General features: G+C 72.7%; 20 protein-coding genes. 11 read left to right on the forward strand and 9 right to left on the reverse strand.

The window, feature by feature from the left end; all coding sequences use genetic code 11:
* Window positions 1-228 precede the first annotated feature (228 nt).
* Window positions 229-1,188 (forward strand): ABC transporter substrate-binding protein, encoded by a 960-nt coding sequence (locus COUCH_RS25380; protein WP_249607709.1) that lies wholly within the window; start codon window positions 229-231, stop codon window positions 1,186-1,188.
* A 365-nt stretch (window positions 1,189-1,553) separates the two neighbouring features.
* Here COUCH_RS25380 and COUCH_RS25390 read toward each other — a convergent pair whose 3' ends face one another.
* Window positions 1,554-2,051, reverse strand: a complete 498-nt coding sequence (locus COUCH_RS25390) for a MarR family winged helix-turn-helix transcriptional regulator (protein ID WP_249607710.1) — start codon at window positions 2,049-2,051, stop codon at window positions 1,554-1,556.
* A gap of 118 nt (window positions 2,052-2,169) precedes the next feature.
* On the opposite strand from COUCH_RS25390, the gene COUCH_RS25395 reads away from it, so the two are divergent.
* The 10 genes from COUCH_RS25395 to COUCH_RS25440 all read left to right on the forward strand — a co-directional run bounded on the left by COUCH_RS25395 (window position 2,170) and on the right by COUCH_RS25440 (window position 12,115).
* A complete protein-coding gene (locus COUCH_RS25395) occupies window positions 2,170-2,817 on the forward strand; it encodes an FMN-dependent NADH-azoreductase (protein WP_249607711.1) in 648 nt (215 codons plus the stop codon).
* Between the two features lie 213 nt (window positions 2,818-3,030).
* Window positions 3,031-4,467: an aminobutyraldehyde dehydrogenase gene (locus COUCH_RS25400; protein ID WP_249607712.1), complete on the forward strand. Its 1,437-nt coding sequence runs from the start codon at window positions 3,031-3,033 to the stop codon at window positions 4,465-4,467.
* 11 nt (window positions 4,468-4,478) lie between these two features.
* A complete protein-coding gene (locus COUCH_RS25405; RefSeq protein WP_249607713.1) occupies window positions 4,479-5,582 on the forward strand; it encodes an ABC transporter ATP-binding protein in 1,104 nt (367 codons plus the stop codon).
* Window positions 5,579-6,832 carry a polyamine ABC transporter substrate-binding protein gene (locus COUCH_RS25410; RefSeq protein WP_249607714.1) on the forward strand — a complete coding sequence of 418 codons (1,254 nt, stop codon included), beginning with the start codon at window positions 5,579-5,581 and terminating at the stop codon, window positions 6,830-6,832. Before COUCH_RS25405 ends, COUCH_RS25410 begins: the two co-directional genes overlap by 4 nt.
* A 1-nt stretch (window position 6,833) precedes the next feature.
* Window positions 6,834-7,691 carry an ABC transporter permease gene (locus COUCH_RS25415; protein ID WP_249607715.1) on the forward strand — a complete coding sequence of 286 codons (858 nt, stop codon included), beginning with the start codon at window positions 6,834-6,836 and terminating at the stop codon, window positions 7,689-7,691.
* Window positions 7,688-8,539: an ABC transporter permease gene (locus COUCH_RS25420; protein WP_249607716.1), complete on the forward strand. Its 852-nt coding sequence runs from the start codon at window positions 7,688-7,690 to the stop codon at window positions 8,537-8,539. Before COUCH_RS25415 ends, COUCH_RS25420 begins: the two co-directional genes overlap by 4 nt.
* 3 nt (window positions 8,540-8,542) lie before the next feature.
* Window positions 8,543-9,928 (forward strand): NAD(P)/FAD-dependent oxidoreductase, encoded by a 1,386-nt coding sequence (locus COUCH_RS25425; RefSeq protein ID WP_249607717.1) that lies wholly within the window; start codon window positions 8,543-8,545, stop codon window positions 9,926-9,928.
* Window positions 9,925-10,872, forward strand: a complete 948-nt coding sequence (locus tag COUCH_RS25430; RefSeq protein ID WP_249607718.1) for a fructosamine kinase family protein — start codon at window positions 9,925-9,927, stop codon at window positions 10,870-10,872. Before COUCH_RS25425 ends, COUCH_RS25430 begins: the two co-directional genes overlap by 4 nt.
* 193 nt (window positions 10,873-11,065) lie before the next feature.
* The gene (locus COUCH_RS25435; protein ID WP_249607719.1) at window positions 11,066-11,761 is read left to right on the forward strand and encodes a DUF6082 family protein; all 696 of its coding nucleotides are present in this window, start codon (window positions 11,066-11,068) and stop codon (window positions 11,759-11,761) included.
* Window positions 11,762-11,878: 117 nt separating this feature from the next.
* A complete protein-coding gene (locus COUCH_RS25440) occupies window positions 11,879-12,115 on the forward strand; it encodes a hypothetical protein (RefSeq protein ID WP_249607720.1) in 237 nt (78 codons plus the stop codon).
* A gap of 10 nt (window positions 12,116-12,125) precedes the next feature.
* Here COUCH_RS25440 and COUCH_RS25445 read toward each other — a convergent pair whose 3' ends face one another.
* From COUCH_RS25445 to COUCH_RS25480, 8 genes are all read right to left on the reverse strand, one after another.
* The gene (locus tag COUCH_RS25445; RefSeq protein ID WP_249613805.1) at window positions 12,126-13,094 is read right to left on the reverse strand and encodes an aldo/keto reductase; all 969 of its coding nucleotides are present in this window, start codon (window positions 13,092-13,094) and stop codon (window positions 12,126-12,128) included.
* A gap of 52 nt (window positions 13,095-13,146) precedes the next feature.
* Window positions 13,147-15,813, reverse strand: a complete 2,667-nt coding sequence (locus tag COUCH_RS25450; protein WP_249607721.1) for an FtsX-like permease family protein — start codon at window positions 15,811-15,813, stop codon at window positions 13,147-13,149.
* Window positions 15,810-18,899: an FtsX-like permease family protein gene (locus COUCH_RS25455; protein WP_249607722.1), complete on the reverse strand. Its 3,090-nt coding sequence runs from the start codon at window positions 18,897-18,899 to the stop codon at window positions 15,810-15,812. Before COUCH_RS25455 ends, COUCH_RS25450 begins: the two co-directional genes overlap by 4 nt.
* A complete protein-coding gene (locus COUCH_RS25460; RefSeq protein WP_249607723.1) occupies window positions 18,896-19,555 on the reverse strand; it encodes an ABC transporter ATP-binding protein in 660 nt (219 codons plus the stop codon). Before COUCH_RS25460 ends, COUCH_RS25455 begins: the two co-directional genes overlap by 4 nt.
* Window positions 19,552-20,472: an ABC transporter ATP-binding protein gene (locus COUCH_RS25465; protein ID WP_249607724.1), complete on the reverse strand. Its 921-nt coding sequence runs from the start codon at window positions 20,470-20,472 to the stop codon at window positions 19,552-19,554. The genes COUCH_RS25460 and COUCH_RS25465 overlap by 4 nt, the downstream gene beginning before the upstream one ends.
* Before the next feature lie 118 nt (window positions 20,473-20,590).
* Window positions 20,591-21,064 carry a DUF2267 domain-containing protein gene (locus COUCH_RS25470; protein WP_249607725.1) on the reverse strand — a complete coding sequence of 158 codons (474 nt, stop codon included), beginning with the start codon at window positions 21,062-21,064 and terminating at the stop codon, window positions 20,591-20,593.
* A gap of 153 nt (window positions 21,065-21,217) precedes the next feature.
* Complete coding sequence (locus tag COUCH_RS25475; RefSeq protein WP_249607726.1) at window positions 21,218-23,551, reverse strand: right-handed parallel beta-helix repeat-containing protein; 2,334 nt, start codon at window positions 23,549-23,551, stop codon at window positions 21,218-21,220.
* A 187-nt stretch (window positions 23,552-23,738) separates the two neighbouring features.
* Entirely contained in the window at window positions 23,739-24,437 is a 699-nt protein-coding gene (locus tag COUCH_RS25480) for a hypothetical protein (RefSeq protein ID WP_249607727.1), read from the reverse strand.
* Window positions 24,438-24,441 lie beyond the last annotated feature (4 nt).

Consider the following 24,441-nt stretch of genomic DNA (forward strand, 5'->3'; position numbering starts at 1 on the left):
GGATCGCCTTCCCGCGCACTGCCGGGTCGCCCACGAGCAATCAGGCCACGAGACGGCCGCCGTCCACGCGGCCATCCCCGCCACCCGCCGGGCGAGCCGCGCCGGGGCGGAAGTCGACCGGTCGGCGGTTCGGCGGGGATCTTCGTCCGTTCCGGCCGGTTCCCCAGGACCCGGCTCGCGGGTAGCGTGCGGCGAGCGTGTTCGTGTCGTGACCTACAGGAGTTCCTCATGCGCCGGATTCTCGCCGCGCTCGCCGTGGCGGCGACCGTGTTCGCGGCGACCGCTTGCACCTCCGACGACGACGGCAAGGCGGCGCCCGCGGCGGCCGGCACCAAGGTCAGCCTCGGCGTCATCCCGATCGTCGACGTCGCCCCGGCGTACCTCGGGAAGAAGAAGGGGTTCTTCAGCAGCCGCGGCCTCGACCTCACGCTGGTGCAGGAGCAGGGCGGCGCCGCCATCGTCAAGGGCGTGGCGGGCGGCAAGTACCAGTTCGGGTTCAGCAACGCCACCTCGCTGATGGCCGCGCAGGCCGACGGCGTGCCGCTCAAGGTGGTGGCCAACGGGGTCACCTCGAACGGGCGGCCGGGGCGCGACTTCTCGGCCGTCGTGGTGCCCGACGACAGCCCGATCAAGAGCCCGAAGGACCTCGCGGGCAAGAAGATCGGGGTCAACGCGCTGAAGAGCCTGGGCGACACGACCGTACGGCAGTCCGTGCGCCGGGCCGGCGGTGACCCGGCCAAGCTCGTCTTCACCGCTCTGCCGTTCCCGGAGATGCCGGCGGCGCTGCAGTCCGGGCAGATCGACGCCGCGTGGGTCGTCGAGCCGCAGCTGTCCGAGGCGCTCACCCAGGGCTCGCAGGTCATCGCCTCGAACTTCGTGGACACGGCCGCGGACCTGACGGTCGCCCTCTACTTCACCGGCTCCACGACGGCCACGCAGGACGCGGACGTGGTCGGGCGGTTCACCGCGGCGATCAACGAGTCCATGGCGTACGCGACCGCGCACCCGGAGGAGGTCCGCGACATCATCGGCACGTACACGCCGATCTCGGACGTGGTCCGGACGTCGATGATCCTGCCGGACTGGCCGCACGACATCAACCGGCCGTCGCTGGAGCGGCTGGCGACGCTGGGCAGCGAGGACGGCATCTTCACGCGGCCGCCGGCGCTCGACCAGCTCCTGCCCTAGGAACCGCCCGTGATCACGACGTGCGGCCGGCGTACCGGGGTCGCAGATGCTCGAGCAGGTGCGCCGGGCGGTCCCAACGGGATGATGTGGCCACCATCGGCGATCAGGCGTCGGGTCGACTCAGCCGCGAGGTGACCGGCGCTCGTGGCCATCGCGCGGTAGCAGGCGAACGCGCATCTCAAGCTCTCCGTGCCCGGGTAGGCGGTCACGGATACGAAGTGGGCCGCGATGGTGGTGAAGGTGCTGGCGGAGGGTTCCGGGGATCTCGCAGAAGATGCTGTCGCAGACGTTGCGCTCGATGGGCAGCGACGGCCTGGTCGCCCGGCGGGTCGAGGCGCCGGTTCCGCCGCGGGTCTTCTACCGCCTCACCGACCTGGGCCGGTCGCTCGCGGGTGCTCGTCGCAGCTCTTGTCGACCTGGCCGGCCACGTGGCAGGCGACCTCGCGCAGCACGTCGACCTGCTCCTTGGTGAGCCCGTCGATGACGTACCGGCGCACCGCGGCGACGTGCCCGGGCGCCGCGGCGACCACGACGTCCCAGCCCGCGTCGGTGAGCACGGCGGTGGTGTAGCGAGGGTTCTCCGGGTCCGGCTCGCGCCGGAGCAGGCCGCGCTGCTCCAATCGCTTCACCACGTTCGACAGCCGGGACAGCGAGCTGCTGACGTGGTGCGCCAGATCGCTGAGCCGCTGGGCACGCCCCGGAGACATGGACAGGTGGCTGAGCACGAAGTAGTCGAACAGCGTGAGGTTGCTGTCGCGCAGCATCTGCGCGTCCAGGGCGCTGGGCAGCTTGAACATGAGTCCGGCGAGCGCGAGCCACGCGTCGCGTTCCCAGGACTGCAGCCACCGCGGTTCCTCCGGCATGCCGTCCAGCGTACGTCGTGACTTCACGGATGAAGTGACGGATGTCGCACTCGAGTTCAAGCTTGAAGCGAAAGTGCTACGGTGACTTCAAGCTTGAACTCAACCTCGAGGAGTTGCCGTGACCCTGTTCCGGCTGGACGCCAGCATCCGTACGCACGGCTCGGCGAGCCGCGAGATCGCGGACATCGTCGAGCAGGAGTGGCGCGCCGCCCACCCCGGCGACGCCGTCGTGCAGCGCCACATCGGCGTGGACGTACTGCCCGCGACCGCGTGGGCCGCCGCCGTGAGCGCCGGCATGACCCCGGAGGCCGACCGCACCGAGGAGCAGCGCGCGGCCGTCGCCCTCGCCGCCACCCTCGTGGACGAGCTCCTGTCGGCCGACGCGATCCTGTTCGCCGTGCCGCTCTACAACTTCGGTGTCTCCCAGCACTTCAAGACGTACGTCGACCTGGTGGCCACCGACCCGCGCGGCTTCGGTACGCCGTTCCTCGCCGGCAAGCCGGTCGTGCTGGCCACGGTGCGCGGCGGGGCGTACGGCTCCGGCACTCCGCGCGAGGGCTGGGACCACTCCACGCCGTACCTGCGCCGGATCATCGCGGACTCGTGGGGTGGCGGCCTGACCATCGTCGAGCGGGAGTTCACGCTGGTCGGGGTCAACCCGGCGCTGGACGCCTTCACCGCCGAGGCGGCCCGGATGCACGCCGGCGCGCTCAGCGCCGCCCGCGAGGCCGGCCGCGCGCTCGGCGCCCTGCCCGTCACCGTCTGACCCGCCCCGGCGGCACCGCACTCCGGCCGGCCCCGGTCGCGCGGTGCCGCCACGGGAAGCTTCTTGCGGTCGCCCGTCCACCTCGGATTGCGTCGCGGGAACGTACCCATACCCCTGATTTCGTTTCGCGCTTGGAAAAAGCTTCGGATTCCCTTGTCTAGACGGCTTTGGGTGTGTCAAGGTCCGTCAACGCCGACCGGGGAGGTCCGATCAGTGAACGCCGCGTCGCCCGTGCTGCGGAACGTCGTCGGCGGGTCGCGCGTCGACCCGGCCGACGGGCGGACGGCGCCGGTCCTCGACCCGAGCACCGGCGAGACGTACGCGCACGCGCCCGTCTCCTCGGAGGTGGACGTGGCCGCGGCCATGGACGCGGCCGCAGCGGGTTTCGAGGTGTGGCGGGACACCACGCCGGCCGAGCGGCAGCGGGCCCTGCTCCGGATCGCGGACGCCGTCGAGGCGCGCGCCGATGAGCTGGTGGCCGCCGAGTGCCGCGACACCGGCAAGCCGCTCGGGCTGACCGCCCGGGAGGAGATGCCGCCCATTCTGGACGAACTGCGCTTCTTCGCCGGCGCGGCGCGGATGCTCGAGGGCAGGTCCGCGGGCGAGTACCTGGCCGGGCACACCTCCTGGGTCCGCCGCGAGCCGATCGGCGTCTGCGCGCAGGTGACACCCTGGAACTACCCGCTGATGATGGCGGTGTGGAAGGTCGCCCCGGCGATCGCCGCCGGCAACTCGGTCGTGCTCAAGCCCTCGGAGACCACACCGGTGACCACCGTGATGCTGGCCGAGATCGCCGCCGAGTTCCTGCCGCCCGGGGTGTTCAACGTGGTGTGCGGCGACCGCGGCACCGGCCGGGCCCTGGTCGCCCATCCCCTGCCGCAGCTGGTCTCGATCACCGGTTCGACCCGGGCCGGGACGGAGGTGGCCGCGTCCGCCGCGGCCGACCTGAAGAAGGTGCACCTCGAGCTGGGCGGCAAGGCACCGGTCGTGGTCTTCGACGACGTGGACGTCGAAGCCACCGCGCGGGCGATCGCCGCAGCAGGCTACTTCAACGCCGGGCAGGACTGCACCGCGGCCACCCGGGTGCTGGTGCACGGCCGGATCGCCGCCGACTTCACCGCCGCCCTGGCCGTGGCCGCCAAGGACACCACGGTCGGCGCGCCGGGCGAGGTGGACGCGGACTTCGGGCCGCTGAACAACGAGACCCAGCTGCGGCGCGTCCGCGGCTTCCTCGACCGCGCCCCCGGCCACGCCGAGATCGTCACCGGCGGCCGGCGCATCGGCGAGCGCGGGTACTTCGTCGAGCCGACCGTCGTGGCGGGTCTGCGCCAGCACGACGAGATGATCCGGGACGAGGTGTTCGGGCCGGTCGTCACCGTACAGGCCTTCGACGACGAGGACGCCGCGGTGCGCTTCGCGAACGACACGCGCTTCGGGCTCAGCGCCAGCGTGTGGACCCGCGACCACGGCCGGACGATGCGGATGTCGCGCCGCCTCGACGCCGGCACCGTCTGGATCAACACCCATCTGCCGTTCGTGTCCGAGATGCCCCACGGCGGGTTCGGCCACTCCGGCCACGGCAAGGACCTGTCGGTCTACGGCTTCGAGGAATACACGAGGATCAAGCACGTGATGAGTCGTCTCGGCTGAAGAGGTACCCCATGAACGATGTCGCGATCGAACTCGCCGGCGTGCACAAGGAGTTCCTGGCCCACGGCGAACGCGTGCAGGCCGTACGGCCCACCGACCTCAGCGTGCGCCAAGGCGAGTTCTTCTCCCTGCTGGGACCCTCCGGCTGCGGCAAGACGACCACGATGCGGATGATCGCCGGGTTCGAGGAGCCCACCGGCGGCACCGTGTACCTCGACGGCCGGGACGTCACCGGGGTGTCGCCCAACAAGCGCGACGTGAACATGGTGTTCCAGTCGTACGCGCTGTTCCCGCACCTGAACACGTACCAGAATGTGGCTTTCGGGCTGGAGCGCAGGAAGATCGCCCGGGACGAGATCCGCCGCCGGGTCGGCGAGATCATGGAGATCGTGTCGCTGGGCGGCATGGAGAAGCGCTCGCCGCGGGAGATGTCCGGCGGCCAGCAGCAGCGCGTGGCGCTGGCCCGGGCGCTGGTCAACCGGCCGCGGGCGCTGCTGCTCGACGAGCCGCTCGGCGCGCTCGACCTCAAGCTGCGCCAGCAGATGCAGATCGAGCTGAAGCGCATCCAGCGCGAGGTCGGCATCACGTTCGTCTACGTCACCCACGACCAGGGCGAGGCGCTGACCATGTCGGACCGCATCGCGGTGATGGACGCCGGGCGCATCGACCAGCTCGGCTCACCGCGGGAGATCTACGAGCGGCCGGCCACCCGCTTCGTCGCCGGGTTCATCGGTACGTCCAACCTGCTCGACGGCTCGGTGGACGAGGTGGACGCTCGCGTGGCGGTGCTGCGCTACGGCGACGCCGACCGGGTGCTGGTCGCGGTCCCGCGATCCGTCAGACCCGGCGACACCCTCGAGGTGTCCGTACGCCCGGAGAAGATCGACCTCAGCCGCGACGAGCCCACCGGCGCCGGCGGCAGCGTGCTCTCCGGCGTGGTGACCGAGGTCGTCTACCACGGCACCTCCACCAACTACACCGTGCGCACCGCCGCCGGTCCGGACCTCGTGGTCTTCGACCAGAACGCGTACTCGGCCGAGGACCTGGCCGGACCCGGCGACCGCGTGTTCCTCACCTGGAGCGCGCAGCACTCGTACCCGATCGGAGTCTCATGAGCCGCATCCCCATGCCCGACCCCTCCCTCGTCCGCGGCCTGACCCGGCGGCGGATGGACCGCCGTGACGCGCTGCGGATCTCCGGCCTCGCGGCGCTGGGCGCGGCCCTGAGCGCCTGCGGGGTCAAGGGCAAGGGCTCCCCCGCCGCCAGCGCCCCCGCGGCCGACGCGGTCGCGAAGTACTGGACCGGCAAGACCGGCAACGGCAAGCTCACCTTCGCCAACTGGCCGCTCTACATGGACCCGAAGCACCCCGAGCTGCAGAAGTTCACCGCGGCCACCGGCGTGCAGGTCAAGTACGAGGAGGTCATCCAGGAGATGGGCCCCTGGTTCGCCAAGGTGCAGCCGCAGCTCGCGGCCGGGCAGGACATCGGCTACGACCTCATGGTCATCACCAACGGCATCCAGTTCAAGCAGTTCGTCCAGTCCGGCTTCCTGGCCCCGCTGGACCACTCCAGGCTGCCGAACTACGCCAAGAACGCCGACCCCGCGTACGCGAAGGAGGCGTTCGACCCGGGCAACGCGTACACGATCCCGTGGACCTCGGGCATGACCGGGATCGCGTACGACCCGAAGAAGGTGAACCGGCCGATCACCAAGCTCGCCGACCTGTGGGACCCGGCGTTCAAGGGCAAGGTCGGCATGTTCTCCGACACCCAGGAGCTCGGCAACTTCGGCATGCTGGCGCTCGGCATCGACCCGGCGACGTCGACCCCGGCGGACTGGAAGAAGGCGGCCGCCAAGCTCAAGGAGCAGAAGCAGCAGGGCATCCTGCGCAACTACTACGACCAGAGCTACGTCGACGCGCTCGGCAAGGGCGAGGTGTGGATCACGCAGGCCTGGTCCGGCGACATCTTCCAGAAGAACGTCTCCGACGGCGCGAACTTGAAGTTCGTCATCCCCGAGGACGGCGGCACGATCTGGACCGACAACTTCGCCATCCCGGTGACCGCGAAGAACCCCGTCGACGCGCTGAAGCTGATGGACTTCTTCTACCAGGTCGACATCGCCGCCTCGCTCGCCGAGTACATCAACTACGTCTGCCCGGTGCCGGACGCGAAGGAGCAGATCAAGAAGGACGCGGCAGCTGCCTCCGGCGCCGACAAGGCCTCCCTGGAGGCGGTGGCGAAGAGCCCGCTGGTGTTCCCCACCGCGGACGACTACGCCCGGCTGCACTACTACCGCGACTTCGCCACCGCCGCCGAGCAGCAGGAGTACCAGAGCATCTTCGAACCCATCGTGCTGGGCTGACGTGCTGCGCCGCCGGCTCGCGCCGTACCTGCTGGTCCTGCCCGGCGGGCTCTGGCTGCTGCTGTTCTTCGTCGTGCCGATGGTGACGATGCTGTCGCTGTCGCTGCAGGAGGGCGACGTCGTCACCGGGTACGTCTTCACCGGCCACTGGCAGACGTACGCGGACGCGATCGTCAACTACCGCACGCAGCTGGTGCGCTCGCTGGCGTACGGGGCGGTCACCACGCTGATCCTGATCGTGCTGGCGTTCCCGGTCGCGTACTGGATCGCCTTCTACGCCGGGCGCCGCAAGGCGACGTACCTGTTCCTGCTGCTCCTGCCGTTCTTCGTGTCGTTCGTGCTGCGCACGATCTCGTGGCGGCAGATCCTCACCGACGACGGCATGGTGCTCGGCCCGCTCAAGCACCTCGGCCTGCTGTCGTCCTCCGCCCACGTGCTCGGTACGCCGGCGGCCGTGATCGGCGGCCTGGTCTACAACTTCCTGCCGTTCATGGTCCTGCCGATCTACGTGGCCCTGGAACGCATCGACCCACGGGTGGTCGAGGCGGCCCGGGACCTGTACGCCGACCCGGCCACCGCCTTCCGCAAGGTGATCTTCCCGCTGGCGCTGCCCGGGGTGTTCGCCGGCGTGCTGATGACGTTCGTGCCGGCCAGCTCCGACTACGTCAACTCGGCGGTGCTCGGCAGCTCGTCCACCACGATGATCGGCCAGGTCATCCAGTCGCAGTACCTGACCAGCTCGAACTACCCGACCGCGTCCGCGCTGTCGTTCACGCTGATGGCCGTGCTGCTCATCGGGGTGTTCGCGTACGCGCGGGCGCTCGGCACCGAGGACGTGATGAAGGTGGCGGCGCGATGACCCAGGTGCTCGAACCCGGGACGCGCGAGACGCCACCGGCGCGCGCCACGGTGACCCGTCGCAGCCGGCTCACCGGGGGGCGGGTGCTGCACGCGTACACGTGGCTGGTCGTCGCCTGGCTGACGCTGCCGGTACTGATCATGGTCCTGTTCGGTTTCAACGACACCCCGGGCCGCTACAACCAGACCTGGGAGGGCTTCACGCTCAAGTGGTACGGCCGCGTCTTCGAGCTGGACGAGCTGACCCGGGCCCTGGTCACCTCGCTGCTCGTCGCGCTCGCGACGATGCTGCTCGCGGGCGCCCTCGGCACCGGCATCGGGTACGCGCTCGGCCGCTACCGCTTCCGCGGCTCGGGCGCGCTGAACCTCGTCATGTTCGCCGCCATCTCCTCCCCCGAGCTGGTGATGGGCGCCTCGCTGCTGACGCTGTTCGTGTCGCTGGGCGTCGGCCTGGGCGCGGTGACGATCACGATCGCGCACGTCATGTTCTCGATCTCGTTCGTCGCGGTGCTGGTCCGCGCCCGGGTGCTGACCCTGGACCGCTCGATCGAGGAGGCCGCGGCCGACCTCGGCGCGAACCCGTGGACGACGTTCTGGCGGATCACGTTCCCGATGATCCTGCCCGCGGTCGGCTCCGGCATGATGCTGGCCTTCGCGCTGAGCATCGACGACTTCGTGGTCACCAACTTCACCGCCGGCACCACGACCACGTTCCCGCTGTGGATCTGGGGCTCCACCCGGGTCGGCCTGCCGCCGCAGGTCAACGTGATGGGCACGCTGATCTTCCTGGCCGGGGTGCTGATCGCGGTGGCCGCGAGCATCCGGTCCCGGCCGCGCCGGCGCGGGTGAGTCGTGGATCCGCTCGCGGACGCGGCGCCGGAGCCGTACTGGCTGCGGCAGGAGGGCGCGCCCGCGGCGGCCGAGCCCCTCGCGGCCGCGGAGACCGCCGACCTGGCCGTCATCGGCGCCGGGTACAGCGGGCTGTGGACGGCGCTGCTGGCCAAGGAACGCGACCCCGGCCGCGACGTGGTCGTCGTCGAGGCGGGCACGGCCGGGTGGGCGGCGTCCGGGCGCAACGGCGGCTTCTGCGCGGCCAGCCTCACCCACGGCTTCGACAACGGGCTCAGCCGCTTCCCCGAGGAGATGGACACCCTCGAGCGGCTCGGGCGGCGCAACCTCGACGAGATCGAGGAGACGGTCCGGCGCCACGGAATCGACTGCGACTTCTCGCGTACGGGTGAGCTGCACGTCGCCACCGCGGACTGGCAGCTGCGGGAGCTGCGGGCGTACCAGGAGGCGGCCGGCGCCCGGGGAGCCGACGTGCGGCTGCTCGGCCGGGACGCCGTGCGGGCGGAACTGGACTCCCCGACGTACCTGGGCGGCGTCTGGGACCGCGACGGCTGCGCCATGGTCGACCCCGCGCGGCTGGTCTGGGGCCTGCGCCGGGCCTGCCTCGAGCTCGGCGTGCGGCTGTACGAGAACACCCGCGTGGACCGCATCGACGTGACCGGCGGCGGCCTGCGCCTGCACACGCTGCGCGGCCGGGTGGACGCCCGCCGCGTCGCGCTGGCCACCGGCGCGTACGGCACCCTGCTGCGCCGCCTGCGCCACTACGTCATCCCGGTCTACGACTACGCCCTGATGACCGAACCCCTGACCGGCGCGCAGCTCGCCGCGATCGGCTGGGCCCACCGGCAGGGAGTCGGCGACTCCGGCAACCAGTTCCACTACTACCGGCTCAGCGCGGACAACCGCATCCTGTGGGGCGGCTACGACGCCGTCTACTACCGCGGCGGGCGCATCACCACCGACCACGACCAGCGCGAGCAGACGTTCCGGGTGCTCGCCCAGCATTTCCGGGACACCTTCCCGCAGCTCGAAGGTCTGCGCTTCACCCACAAATGGGGCGGCGTCATCGACGCGTGCAGCCGGTTCAGCGGCTTCTTCGGTACGGCGCACGGCGGGCGGCTCGCGTACGCGGCGGGCTACACCGGGCTGGGCGTGGGCGCGACCCGCTTCGGGGCCAACGTGATGCTGGACCTGCTGGACGGGCGCCGTACGGAACTGACGTCGCTGCGGCTGGTGCGCAGCAAGCCCGTTCCGTTCCCGCCGGAGCCGGTGCGTACGGGGGTCATCCAGCTGACCCGCTGGTCGATCGCCCGGGCCGACCGGCGCGACGGCCGCCGCAATCTCTGGCTGCGGACGCTCGACCGGGTCGGCCTGGGCTTCGACTCATGACGCACCCGGCGGCGTTCCTGCTCGGCTGCCTGCGCCGGGCCGGCTTCCACGACGTCGTCTCGGTCGAGCCGGCGACGGGCGGGATGGCGGCGCTCGCCGGCACGGCCACCCGCCGGGACGGGCCGCCGGTGTTCGTCAAGGCCTTCGCCGACGCACCGGACGACGACGTCTCCGGCGTCTCCGGCGTCTCCGGCGTCTCCGGCGTCTCCGGCGTCTCCGGCGTCTCCGGCGTCTTCGCCGCGGAGGCCGATGGACTGACGGCTCTGCGCGAGCTCGGTGGCGTGGTGACACCCGACGTGATCCGCGCGGACCGGGAGCTGCTCGTGCTGTCGGTCCTGCGGCCGCGCCCGCGCGACGGAACCTTCTGGGAGCGGTTCGCGGACATGCTGGCCGGCCTGCATCAGACCACGATCCACCCGCGCTTCGGATGGCACCGCGACAACTGGCTGGGCCGACGCCGGCAGGTCAACACCTGGAACGAGGTCGGACACGCGTTCTTCGCCGAGCACCGGCTGCTGCGATGGCTCGGCGAGCCCCGCGTCGAGGCGGCACTGGACGCCGGCGACCGGGCCGCGCTGGAGCGGCTGTGCCACCGCCTGCCCGAGCTGCTGCCGGACCGGCCGGCCTGCCTCACCCACGGAGACCTGTGGACCCAGAACCTGATGGCCACCCCGGACGGACGGCCGGCGCTGATCGACCCGGCGGTGTCGTACACGTGGGCCGAGGTCGACCTCGCCCACGTGTGGTCGACGTCGCCGCCACCGGAGGCCGAGCGGTTCTTCGCCCGCTACGCCGAGCTGACGTCGCTCGATGCCGGGTGGCCGGACCGGATGCCGATCGTCCAGCTGCGACAGCACCTCGCCGTACTGGCCCAGTTCGACCACGACTGGGGTGCGGCTGACCAGATCCGTACGACCCTGGCCCCGTTTCGGACCCGCGCCTGAAAACGGTCTTGAATTGTGGCAGGATGCCACTTGCCGGTCGGCTATGTAGCACGAAAAAAATAAGGCTTTCTCCGGCGTTCATTCACCGATGGGGAGTAGCCCTCGCCCGCCTGTATACCGCACTATAAGGCGAGGAAGTATCGTCGCCCACCACCGCCGTACTTCCGCACAAACGCAAAGCGGGAGGTTCGCGATGGCGAACGACGCACGGGGCCCCGACCGAGGCGCGTGGGCGCGTCTCTCGTACGGGCTCGCCACCCTCGTCACCGCCACCCTGCTGACCCTGCTCGTCGGCGTCGGCATCGCTGCCGCGCTGGGACAGCAGGGCACGGCCGGGACCTGGAGCCGGTGGAGCGACGTCGGGCAGACCTTCGGCGTGCTGAGCTCCATCATCAGCGGGCTCGCCCTCGTGGCCGTCGTATTGACCGCCCGCGTGCAATTCCGAGAGTTGCAGCGCAGCGCCGCCGCTGAACTCAGCATGCTTCACCTCGAAATCCTGAAGATGAGCATAAATGATCCACAGCTGGCTGAAGTGTGGCCGGCATTCAGCCCCGGACTGTCGGTGGAGCGGAACCGCCAGTTCCTTTATGCGAATATCATCTACCAGTTCCATTGGACGTCACTGCGGCTGAACAAGGCAACCGACGAAGAGGCGCTCGGCAGTATGCGCTACCTCTTCACAAGCCCTCTCATGCGCAAGTACTGGGCCGCCGCGGCGCGAGCGAGAACCTCCCTGGCGCCGGGAAGTCCGGAACACGCGTTCGTACAACGGCTCGACGACCTGTGCCGGGACTACGAAGCCGCCGTGGCCGGGGCGGACCGAGGATTCCGGCCTGCCCCTGACGTGGAGGTGTCCGAACCCGTTCGCCTGGCCGACGAAGCAGCTTGAACGCACACCCAGTGCGCTGGATCGGCGTTTCGCGCGGAGGAAGCTTGAAGGCGACTGCCGCCCCGGGCACACTGAGTCCGCTCGTGATCATCGGTTCGGCGTGAGGAAGGCACCTTCGTGGAGTTCGTACGTCGGCTCGGGCTGTCTCCCCGTGAACGAGGCTCGCTGAACAACGGGACCTGCCCAGACGTGTTCGAACTCTCCAACGGGGACTTCGCCGTGATCGGCACCGACATGACGGACAAGCTGGAGGTCAAGCTGCCGTCCGACGCGGCGCGGGCCGATTACGAGCGGATCGTCGTGGTGTCGCGGGAGACCATGCTCGCCGCGAAGCGCGACATTCCCGATTCCTGATCGGCCGGCTTCACCACCAGTAGTTGTCCTGGGCGGTGTAGGGCGCTTCCAGGGCCGCGATCTCGTCGGCGGTGAGCTCGACGTCCAGCGCGGCGACGGCGTCGTTCAGGTGGTGCGGCTTCGTGGCGCCCACGATCGGGCAGGACACCACCGGCTTGGACAGGACCCAGGCCAGCGCCACCTGGGCCATCGGGAGGCCGCGTGCCTCGGCGACCGCCTGGACGGCGTCGACGACCGGCTTGTCGGCGTCGCGGTCGAAGGTCCGGGCGACCTCGTCCGATGACGAGCGGGCCGTCTGCTCGTCCCAGGGGCGGGTGGCGCGGCCCTTGGCGAGCGGGGAGTACGGGGTCAGGCCGACGCCCTGGTCGCGGCAGAACGGGATCATGTCGCGTTCCTCCTCCCGCTTGAGCACGTTGTACTGGTCCTGCATGGCCGCGAACGTCGTCCAGCCGTTGACCACCGCGGTGTGCTGGAGCTTCGCGAACTGCCAGGTCCCCATCGAGGAGGCGCCGAGGTAACGCACCTTGCCGTCGCGTACCAGCGTGTCGAGCGTCGCCACGGTCTCCTCGACGGGCGTCTCGGGGTCGAAACGGTGGAGGTAGTACACGTCGATGTAGTCGGTGCCGAGCCGGCGCAGGGAGGCGTCGACCTGTTCGAGGATCGCCCGGCGGGAGAGGCCACTTCCGCCGGGGCCGTCGTGCATCCTGCCGCTGACCTTGGTGGCCAGCACGATGTCCTCGCGCCGGGAGAAGCGGCGGATCGCCCGGCCGACGAACTCCTCGGAGGTGCCGCCCTGGTAGACGTTCGCGGTGTCCCAGAAGGTGACGCCGAGCTCGACGGCCTGCCGGAAGAACGGGGCGGCGGCGTCCTCGTCCAGGGTCCACCGGTGCAGCCCGGTCCCCGGGTCGCCGTAGCTCATGCAGCCCAGCCCGATCCGGCTGACCCGCAGACCCGTGCTGCCGAGCCGCGCGTGCTTCATCATGTACCCAGGCTAAGGCCCGCCCGGCTTCGATCTCCCGGCCCGGCCGATCCTAGGACGAGCCGACCCGGAGGACCTCACCCAGGCGCAGGCCGCGGCGCACCACGGCTTCGCCGGCGACCACGGCGAGCAGGGCGCCGAGCAGGACGACGGCCGTCACCGCGATCAGCCACCACGGGACGACCGCGGCCGGGTCGGTGAGCTGGCCGGTCAACGTACGCAGGGACAGCGGGCCGAAGGTCAGGGCCACCAACAGCATGGCGAGCAGGGGCCCGCAGATCGCGGCGGCGAGGATCGGCGGGAGCAGCTCCCCCGCTGCCACGCGATGGGTGTCGCGGGGCCGCAGGCCCAGGGTGCGCAGCCGGGCGAGGGTCTCCCAGCGGGACGGGGCACTGGCGGCCCCGGCCAGCGCGAAGCCCAGGATTCCCAGGAGCAGGAGCACGCCGGCGGTGAGCCGGTCGAGTCGCGCCAGCCCGGCGTTCAGGGCGGCACCTCGGCGTTGGCCGGCGACGTCGGCCTGCACGACGACGTGGCCGCCGGAGGCGAAGGCGTGGACGGCGGCGGCCGCTCCGGGACCGGTCGCCCAGACGGTGTCCGGCTGGTACGGCACCCCGGACGAGGCGTCGACCACGATCACGTCGGTGGTGGTGCCGATCGCGGGGGCGGTACCGACGGCGGTCAGCGTGATGGGCTGGGCGTCCTCCTGCAGCCAGCTCAGCGTCATGCCGGGACGGAGGCTGCCGTCGCTGGAGAGCACCAGGGCCCGCATGCCACCGGTGGACAGCAGGGACAGGTCGGGGGCGTCGGGCAGCGGTGTGTCGGCCAGCAGGGACCGGAAGGCGGCCGCGTCGACGACCACCAGGCTGGGGTTGACGGCCACGTTGCCGGCGATGACGCGGACGCCCTGGATCATCTGGGCGGCGACGGCGTGGGTGACGCCGGGGGCGGAGGCGATCGACGCGGCCACCGACGCCGTCGAGTCGCGGGCGTCGGGGTCCACATCCAACCGGGCGTCGGCGCCCACCGACTGCCACGCGCCGTCGGCTGTGCCCCGGGCGGTGGTCGAGTCGAGCGTCACCGCATAACCGGCCAGCGCGGTCGTGCAGGTCAGCACCAGCAGGGGCAGCGCGCGGGTGGCCGTGGCAGCGGCACGGGCGGCGCCGAAGACGGCCAGCCGGCTCCGGGACCGCAGCGCCCGGCGCAGGGCGAAGCCGGTGCCTCCCGGCATCAGCCGCAGCAGCAGAAGCGTGCCGGCGACGGCGCCGAGGGTGGGTGCCGAGGCCGGCAGCAGGGTGTCGGCGACCCCGCGCTGGTGCAGGGAGACGACGGCACCGACGGCGGCGGTCAGGATCGCGACGTCCATGGCGGCGCGGCGGATGGTCGCGGTGCGCTGCTGCCAGAGGCGCGCCGACCGGTTGGCGGGCTGACGACGGTCGCGGGTGGCCCGGGCGGCGGCCAGCGTGCCGAAGGCCGGACCGGCGACGATCGCGCAGAGCGCGATCGGTGCGGCCCATCCGACGGCGGCTTCGCCGGAGATGAGGACCGCCAGACCGATGCCGAGCAGCGCAGCGGGCACGGCCACCGCGCAGGATTCGATCAGGAGCTCGGCGGCGATGGACGGCAGCCCGGAGCCGCGCTGCCGGGCCGTGGTCAGCGCGCCGGCGCGCCGGCGGACGAGCAGTTCGGCGGCGAGCAGCAGCACCAGGCCGGCTCCGGCGAGCACGGCGAGGAGGAGCACCGAAGCCTGCGCGGTGGCGGCGTCGACCTGGTCGCGGACGTCGCGCAGCACGCTGTCGAGGCGGGTTTCCCACTTGAGGGAGGCGTCGCGCACCCCGGAGGAGGCGGACGTGGCCTTGAGGGCGGCCGCGGTGGTGGCGAGCTGCTGCGCCGACTTCCACGTGAGCCGGTCGGGGTCCGCCCGGTACCAGACCGAACGCCGGAGTTGATCCGGCAGGAAGGCGAGCCGTGCGTCCGGAAGCGACTCGCCGGTGAGGAGGCCACCGAAGCGGGTGCTGCCGGCGCCGTCGAGGTCGGCGGACGGCCGCACCAGCCAAGGTGCCGCCTGCCAGGCCGGATCGGACGGGTCGGCCGGGCGGAAGACGCCGCTGACGAGGAGGTTGTACGGCGTACGCAGATCGTCCTCGACCGCGACGTGATCGCCCGGCTCGAGGTGCAGGGCCGCGGCCTCGACCTCGGAGAGGCCGACCTGCGCCTCCCACTTCGGACCGTTGAGCGGGATCTCCACGTTGCCCCTGGCGGTGGCGCGCGGGGCGTGCCCGGCGACCCAGGTGACGGCCGGACCGCCGGAGGCGTTCTGCACCCAGTCGACCTGGAAGCGGCGCAGCACACTGCCGTCGGTGACGTTGAGGGTCACCGCGGTGACGGTCGTGACCGGCGGCAGCAGGATGGCGCGCAGGCCCGGATCCAGCGCCTCGTCGGCCCGGCCGCGCAGATCCGCGACGTCGGCGGCCAGCCCGGAATTGCGGACACGTCCACCCGCCGGCCCGTAGTCGTCCTCCCAGCGGGCCTCCGCCCGCACCGCCGCGTCGGGTCCCGCGTTGCGGATGGCCTCGCGGGCGGCCTTGTCGGCGGTGGTGCGCATGAGCGGCGGAATCGATGCGGTGAGCGCGGTGATGACCAGGACGGCGGCCGCGACCAGCAGGAGCGGGCCGAGGTCGGCGCGGGCCCGGCCGCGGATGCTGGGCCAGTGCAGTCTCATGACGCGACTCGCAGGTGGGCGGCGTCGGCGCGGCGCGCCTGGACGGTGACGACCGCGGCGGCGGCCACCCCCGTCGCGGCGACCAGCAGCAGCAGGAGCAGAGCGAAGCCGGCCCACGGCCAGTGGACGACGGCGGAGGGTACGGGCGCCGCGCCGGTGTCGGAGCGGATGAGCAGCGGCGCGACGGCTCGGGTGGCGAGCGCGCCGACGAGGGCGCCGGCGACGATGAGCGGGAGCAGGACGGCGGCGTGCTCGGTGAGCAGCGAGCGCCGCACGTCGCGGCGGGACACGCCGAGCCCGCGCAGGCGGGCCACCTCGAGGGCCCGCAGCTGCACGTCCGAGGAGACGTGCAGGACGACACCGCCGAAGAGCAGGGCGATCGCGGCCGCGACGAGCACCTTGAGCACCGCCGGCAGCGAGGCCCGCAGCGGGCTGCCGATGAGACGGTCGGCCTCGCCCGCCCGGGTCGTGACCTTGCCGAGGTGAAGGCCGGCCGCGCTGCCCGACGGGTTGCCGACCCACCAGGCGGTGATCGGGGACTCGAGCTCGCCGTGCGACACGAGCGCCCGGGAGAGGACGTCCACATCGGTGAGGGCGGCCGGCGCGCCCGGAGCGGAGGGAATCGTCGGCACGATCGCGGTGACCACGGCCGGTACGGGCGCGTTCCCGTACGTCAGGCTGAGCTCGGTGCCCACGTGGGCGCCGACGTCGCTCGCGAACCGGGTGGAGACGGCGAGGGGCAGCGGGCCCGGGTCGGCGAACGTGGTGGCGACCAGCGTACGGCTGATCGGGGCCGGGTCGGAGAACTGCACGTTGGCCGTGAAGCGCAGCCGGCTGCCGGTGGCGGCGACGGCCGGGCCCCTCAGCTGTTCGGACGAGGGGGACGCCGCCCGCGCCTGCCACGAGCCGGCGGCCGGACCGGGCAGGGTCATGGTGATGTCGACGGCGCTGTTGGGGTCACCCTCCCAGCCGGCGTCGATCGGCAGCGAGACGCCGACCAGCCGCAGTCCGGGTACCGGGGCGCAGCCCACGAGCGTGTGCGGGCGGCCGTCGAGGACCATGAGCGGGCCGGTGCACGATGTCCGCAGGCCGTTGTCGTCCTGCACCAGCAGTCGCGGTATGACGGTGACCGGCGTGTCCCGGGACGCGGTGCCGGTGACGGTGACGGTGGCCCCGCGCGGCAGGGCCGGCCCGGTGACCGGTGCCGGCGACGCCAGCCCGGCAGCGATCGAGGCGGCGCCCCGGCCCCGCAGCAACGCCCGGGAGGAGACGGCGACGAGCCGCGGAGCTTCGCCCCTGCCGCCGAGCCACTGTCCGACCGCGAGGTTCTGGTCGGCGACCGGGCTGACCACCCCGCCGGTGGCGGCCTGGATGGCAGCGCCCTGCCCGGGGGCGGCCGGTCCGTCGAGGGTGATGACGAGGTCGGTGCCGACGGAGAGGTCGGCCTGGTCGTGCTGGGAGGCGGTCCAGGTGGTGCCGAACGCGGTGCCGAACGTCGCGGCCGCGCAGCCCAGCCCGATCAGCAGCCCGGCCGCGTAGGCCTGCGGCCGGCGAGCGGCCTGGAAGGTGGCGAGCGGCAGCACGAACCCGCGCGCCCGGCGGGCGTACTTCTCGGCCTGCCGCAGTGACGGCGGCAGGGCCCGCAGCACCAGCGCGGTCCCGGCGGTCAGAACGAGGGCGGGGGCGAGGACGCGTACGGCGTCGGCCCGCGACCCGGCCGCGGCAGGCTGGGCGTGCAGCTGCCACCACCCGACGCCCGCGAGCGCGAGCAGCAGCAGGTCCGCCCCGGATCGGGCGAGCATGTCGCGGCGGCCCCGGAACGTCACCACCGGCCGTACGGCCAGCGCGATGTGCAGCAGGGCGAGGGCCAGCGCGCCGCAGCCCACCGCGACGACCTGGCCGGTCGTGACGACCGGGCGGGCCGCCAGCCCGGCGCCGGACAGGGGCGGCAGGTGGGTGAGCACCGAGTGCAGCAACGACGAGGCCGGGACGGCCAGCACGGCGGCCAGCAACGCCAGCGCGGCGGCCTCGGCGGCGGCCAGCGCGGCGGCCTGACCGGGGCTGGTCCCGAGGGCGGTGAACAGCGCGCTCTCCTCGGCGCGTACCCCGGCGGCGAGCCGTCCGGCGAGGGCGAGGGCGATGGCCGTGAGCAGGATGCCGATGAGCGCGAGGGCGAGCACCGATCCCGCGGTGAGTTCCTGCTGCATACGGGCGTCCTGCAGGACCTGCGGCAGCGGCGACGAGACCCGCTCGATGCGCACCCGCTCGCCCAGCGTGCCACCGAGCCGCCGGTCGGCGTCGCTCAGTGCGGCGCTGACCCGGTCGAGATCGCGACCGCGCGGCGCGGACAGGTCGGGCCGGGCGGTGACCTCGAGGCGTTCGATGGCCGAACCGCCGGTGAGGAGTTCGTCGAAGTCGACGAGGAACGGGCCGTAGGCGTCGACGTCGCTCGCGTAGGAGGCGTCGCCCGGTTCCGGGTCGAAGCCGGTCCCGCCGAGGGGGTCGCGGTCCCAGCCGGCGTCGGGCAGCGGGCGCACCACGCCGACCACGGTCAGCTTCATCGGCGGCGCGGGGTCGCGGCCCAGTTCGGGACCGAGGCGGACCTTCGACCCGACGGTGATGCCGAGCAGGGAGGCCGTGTGGTCGAAGACCGCGGTCTCCCCGGCCCCCGACGGCCAGCGCCCGGCCAGGAGGCGGGCCTTGGATTCCAGCCCCTCGACCCCCGACAGATAGCCCTCGCTGAGCAGACTGCGGCGCTCGTCGGAGTGGTCGGGCAGGCTCCGCATGATCGACGACGCCCGGGCCGACGTGGTGGCGGGGAACGGCGCGACGGCGGTCGTCAGGACCGACCGCGTGTCGGCCGCCACCGACGCCGCGTCGGCCGCCTTGATCGTCACGTCGTAGGCGGTGACCTCGACGTCGGCCGGGTCGGCCCGGGAGGCGGCCACCTCGACGGCCCGTTCCGAGGTGTGGGTGACGAGCAGCGCCGACACCCCCAGCAGGGTGGCGCCGACGGTCAGGACCGTGAGCAGGGCCAGCAGGAGCGGCCACTGTGCCCGGGCACGCCGCGTGAGCAGCGCGGTCACGACGTCAGCTGTCCGTCCTCGATGTGGATGACCCGGTCGGCGAGCGCCATCATGACCGGGTCGTGGGTCGCCACGAGCGCGGTGACGCCCTCGGACTCGACGACCCCGCGGAGCAGCGCCATGACCGCGAGCCCGGTCTCGGCGTCGAGCTGCCCGGTCGGTTCGTCCGCGATCAGCAGCCGGGGCGAGGCGGCGAGGGCGCGGGCGATCGCGACACGCTGTTGCTGGCCGCCGGAGAGTTCGCCGGGCAGCTGCCGGGCATGGTCGGCGAGGCCGACGAGGTCGAGCAGGAGGGCGACACGGCGTTCGCGGTCGGGCGTCTCGGTGCGGGCGAGGCGCAGCGGCACCCCGACGTTCTCGGCGGCGGACAGCACGGGGATGAGGCCGAAGGTCTGGAAGATGTAGGAGACCTTCTCCCGCCGCAGCTGCGAGAGGCCGTCCTCGTCGAGGGCGGTGACGTCGACGCCGTCCACCATCACCGTGCCGGCGTCCGGCCGGTCGAGGCCGCCGATGACGTTGAGCAGGGTGGTCTTGCCGGAGCCGGAGCGGCCCACGAGGGCCACCATCGTGCCGGACGCGACATCGAACGAGATGTCACGCAGGGCGTGGACGGACCCGAACGTGCGGTCCACCCCTCGCACCTTGAGCAGCGTCATGCGTCCGGCCGCATCGTGACGTGGTCGGGCTCCAGCGCGAGCCGCACCCGCCGGGTGAGGGCCAGGGCCTCGCGATAGTCCCGGGGGATCTGCACCCGGCCGGCCCGGTCCATCACCGCGTACTCCTCGGCGATCACGTGCTCGTCCCCGTTGTCGGCGGTGGCGGTGCGGCGCAACACCTCGCTGCTGGTGCGCCCGTCGCGGATCGCCACGGTACGTTCGACCTGGCCGCTCACCGCGGGATCGTGGGTGACGACGACGATGGTCACGCCCAGGCGCCGGTTGACGTCCCGCAGAGCGTCGAAGACCTCGGCCGAGGTCTTCGTGTCGAGCTCACCGGTCGGCTCGTCGGCGAACAGCACCTGCGGCTCGTTGGCCAGCGCCACCGCGATGGCGACCCGCTGCTGCTGGCCGCCGGAGAGCTGGGCGGGCTTCCGGTCGGCACAGGCGCCGACGCCGAGCGCGTCGAGCAGGTCGCGGGAGCGCTCCCGACGGCGGCGGGCGGGCACCCGGGCCGCCGTCATCGGCAGATCGACCATCTCGCGCGCGGTCAGGTACGGCACCAGGTTGGCGGCGGTCTGCTGCCGGACGAAACCGACGGTGTGCCGGCGGTACCGCACCCGATCGGCTCGTGACATGGCGAGCAGGTCCCACTTGTCGACGCGGGCCCGGCCGGCCGTCGGCGCGTCGATGCCGGCGAGGATGGACAGCAGCGTCGACTTGCCGGAGCCGGACGCGCCCACCACGGCGACCATCTCGCCGCTCTCCACGATCAGGTCGAGGCCCTGCAGCGCCTGCACCTCGATCGGCCCGGTCTGATAGATCCGGACCAGGCTCTCGCAGACGATCAGTGCGTCCGCGCCGAATGCCGGAGCCTTGGGAGGCGGCGCCGGAAGGGACAGCGGTGTCGCCGACATTGCCCTCCTCCGGCCCGTACGGCGGCATCACACTACAACGCGACCGGTGCCATCGGGCCCACTCTGCCCCGGAATCCCAGGAATGTGGCCGCCAGGGCCCTGCCGGCGGAGAGCCCGCTCAATGCCGGACGGCGGTGACCCGCTTGGCCGTGGCGGTCGCCGGGGCCGGGAGCGTGATCCGCAGCTGCGGCGTGGCCGGCAGCGCCCGGGTGACGCCGGCGCGCACCAGCGGGCGCAGGTCGGCGGCCACGAGGTGCGCGATCGTCGCCGGGGTGGCGCCGGAGGTGGCGGTGTTGAGGTGTTCGAAGACGACGCGGGCGAGGAAGGCCGCGTCCGGTTCCTCCAGCAACAGGCGGGCGGCGACGCGGGCGACGAAGGCGCGGCAGCCGAGGACCTCGATCGGGCGGGTGCCGGCGGCGGGCGGCGCCGGGTGGAGGTCGGCCGGCAGGTGCGCGGTGAGCCGCCGGAAGGCGGGCGTGGGCAGCATGTCCCGCAGGACACCCAGGACGCCCTGGACCGCGCGGCGGGTCTGGTTGGCGCCGTGCAGGTGGCCGCGCTCCTGGATCCGCGTCAGCAGGTCTTGACCGTCCATTGTGCGCGTCCTCTCCGCCCGGGCTCGGTGGGGCGAGCCCTGATACCCCCAAGATCAGGGCTCGAAACCGGATCGGCCCGGCCCCGCGGATTTGCGTGTCCGCGGAGCCGGGCCTAAGCCGTTCTTGAGGTGGGGGCGGCAGGATGGTCGCTGTCAGAAGGTGCTGACGGCCGACGTGTCACCGCTGCCGGCGCGGTAGGCGACGACCTGGTAGGTGCCCGCCCGGCCGGCCGGGTCGGTCCACTGCTCGGTGGCCGTGCCGGCGACCAGGCCGAGCCGGTCGAGCAGGTGGGTCTCGCCGGGGACCGCGCCCTCGACCAGCAGCATCGCCTGGACGGCGACCGTACCGGCCGGCGCGGCGGAGCCGTAGGAGCCGGTCATCCAGCCGGTCGCCGGGTCGACGGTGGCGGCGTTCGCCGACGCGAGGCGGGTCACCTTGCCGCTCGCGTCGGTGAAGGCCAGGCCGGCGCGGACCCGGCGGCCGATCGTGCCGGCCTGGAAGGAACCGACCGAGGTGTACGTGGCCCCGGCCGTGACCGGCACCTTGCGGCTGTACGCGCTCAGCTGCCCGCTGCCGGTGGCGGTCAGCTGGAGCGACGCCGTGCCCACGGCACCGGCGGTGTCGGTGCGGGACACCTTCGTGGCCGTGCCCGCGGTCCAGCCGGCCGTGCCCGCCGTGGCGGACTCGAGGCTCGCCGCGTCGGCGTCGAGCAGGTTGCCGGGTACCTCGGTGCTGCCCACGGGCAGGTCGGCGGCGAGCAGGCCGTCGCGGTACACCCGGTAGCCGGCGATCGGGTTGCCGGTGGCGTACGACTCGTTCCAGGTCAGCGCGGACGGCGTGGCGGTCAGGCCGGTGGGGGCCTCGGGGGCCAGGGCGGCGGTGCGCACGGGCGCGGCGATGACACCCGTGGTGGTGTTGCCGCTCAGCACGGTCCCGGCCGGCGCGGTCGCCGTCTTGCGGGCGCCGAGCTGGATGCCGTACCAGGTGGTGGGGCGCTCCTGGTCGTCGATGACGGCGTTGCCGGTGATCACGTCGCCGGTGCCGGTGGACAGGCCGATGCCCGCGGTGTCGAACCAGCCCACGCCGGAGTTGTACGCCGTGGCGCCGCCGTACCCCGCGTCGCGGATCTCGTTGCCGGTGATCGTGTCGGCGGTGTCCTTCACGGCCGGGTTGCCGTACACGAGGATGCCGCTCTGCCGGGGCCGTTCGATGACGTTGCCGCGCACCACGTTGCGGCCGCCGGGCCGCACGACGTGGTCGGCGGGGTCGGTGCTCGTGTCGTCCCAGCCGCCGGTCGTGCCGCCGGTGCCGTCGGCGTCGAGGTAGTCCTCGTAGCCGACCGCCACGCCGACCGTCGCCGAGTCGAGGATGCGGTTGCCGGCGACCAGGGTGTCGCGGGGCTGGGTGATGTCCTTGTTCGGGGCGACATGCGAGTAGCGGGCGTTGGACTGCAGCACGATGTGCGAGCCCTCCAGCACGTTGCCGGTCACCGTCGCGCCGGCCACGCCTTCGAAGTAGAGGTTGCCGTACTCGGTCACGCCGCGTGCCGCCGCGACCGCGGGGGTGGTGTGCACGATGTTGTCGCGCACGGTCGTGCGGGCGGCGTTGGTGAAGTCGAAGAAGTTGCCGCGCGCGGTCGCGTCGTACTGGTTGCGCTCGATGACCGTGCCGTCGTTGCGGCCGCCACCGCCGATGTTGTCCTCACCGTCGGACTCCGCGCCGCCCCAGTTGTCGAAGCGGTTGTCGACGACGCGGACGCCGGTCGTGCCGGAGATCCACAGCTTGAAGTACTCGAAGTTGGTGAACCGGACCTGGCGGATCGTCCACCGGTCGCCGGCCGCGATGCCGCCGCCGGTGCTGCCGTTCGTGCCCAGCGCGGTACGGAAGTCGCAGGTCTCCCCCGGGCGCGCGGGCAGCGCGGCCGGCTCGGGCGCGCCGGCGCCGGTACGGCAGTTGCCGTTCACGGTGAGGTCGGCGACGAGGTTGGTGCTGCCCGCCTCCTGGGTGTCGGCCGGGCGCACCAGGAAGCTGTAGCTGAAGTTCTTCCAGTTCACCGTCGGGTCCAGCACGAGGCTGGTGACGGCGATCCCCGCGCCGCGCAGGTCGACGTCCGGGGGCAGCTTCAACCCCTTGGTGAGCCGGTACGCCCCGGTGCCGAGCAGCACGGTCGCGGTGACGGGCGGGGTGACGACGGCGCCGTCGGCCGCGAGCACGGCGGGGCGGGCGCGGGCCGCGGCGGTGGTGATCGCCTGGTTCAGGGCGGCGTAGTCGTCGGCGGTGCCGCCGCGCGGGGCGGGGGCGGCCACGCACGCCGGGTCGGCCGCGCAGGCCACCGCGGTCAGGGGTGCCGGGCTGACGGTCGCTTCCAGGGAGTACGCCGGGGCGGCGGGGTCCGCGGCGGCGGCCGGGGCGGCCAGGGCCACCAGCGCGCCCGGGAGGGTCAGGGCGATCGCCGCGAGGGAGCGGCCGGGGACGGAGCGGAGCATGATTGGCCTTCAGTCCGGTTGTGGGGGCGGCGGGGTGGTCGGACCGGGTCTCCGGTCGGTAGCGGGTGGGGTGCGAATCGGGTGTAACCGTACGGAGCCCGCCCCGCGCCGTCCTCGGCCGAAGGGACGAGTCCGGACTTGTCCGATCAGCGGCCGACGCTCAATACCGTCCGTTATGTGACTCAGTTCACGGCCGTACGAGGGCGGTGAAGCCGTCGCCGTCGCGCAGGCGCGAGATCAGGTCGAGCACGCCCGCCGACCCGCCGTGCCGGCCCGTCCAGCGGCTCACCACGCACGCCGCCTGCAGATACGCACGGTCATCGCCGCCGCCCGCCGCGCTCCACCAGTCGGCGGTCGTCACCGGCAGCGCCTGCTCGTACGGCAGCGTGCACCGGTCCGGTCCGGGCCCGAGGTAGCGACCGTCGTCGGAGACCAGCACGGCCAGCCCCTCGTCGAACCACTGCGGCACCTTCGACCGCGCCGGACCGAGCCGCTCGTGGAACTCGTTGTGCGACAGCTCGTGCGTGGCGATGGTCTCGTTGGCGCCCGCGGGCGACAGCATGAGGGACCAGTCGCGCAGGGCACGGCCCTTCTCGCCGCCGCCACCGATGCGCCGGTAGCAGTCGTCGGTGGTGCAGATGAGCACGCGCGGGTCGCTGCGCCGTTCGCCGTAGAACGCGGCGATGCGCCGGTCGGCCGCCGCCACCACGTCGCGCAGGCGGGGGTCGGCGGTGTCGGCGTACACGTGGTCACCGAGGTCGTGGAGCCCGTAGCAGCCGGGGCAGGCGGTGGCGGCCAGCCCGGGCACGGCGTACGACACCGCGCCGGCGCCGGCGCCGAGCAGCGCCACCACGGCCGCGACCACGATCCATCGACGCCGTCCCATGACG

The sequence above is a fragment of the Couchioplanes caeruleus genome (assembly GCF_023499255.1).
Lineage (GTDB): Bacteria > Actinomycetota > Actinomycetes > Mycobacteriales > Micromonosporaceae > Actinoplanes > Actinoplanes caeruleus_A.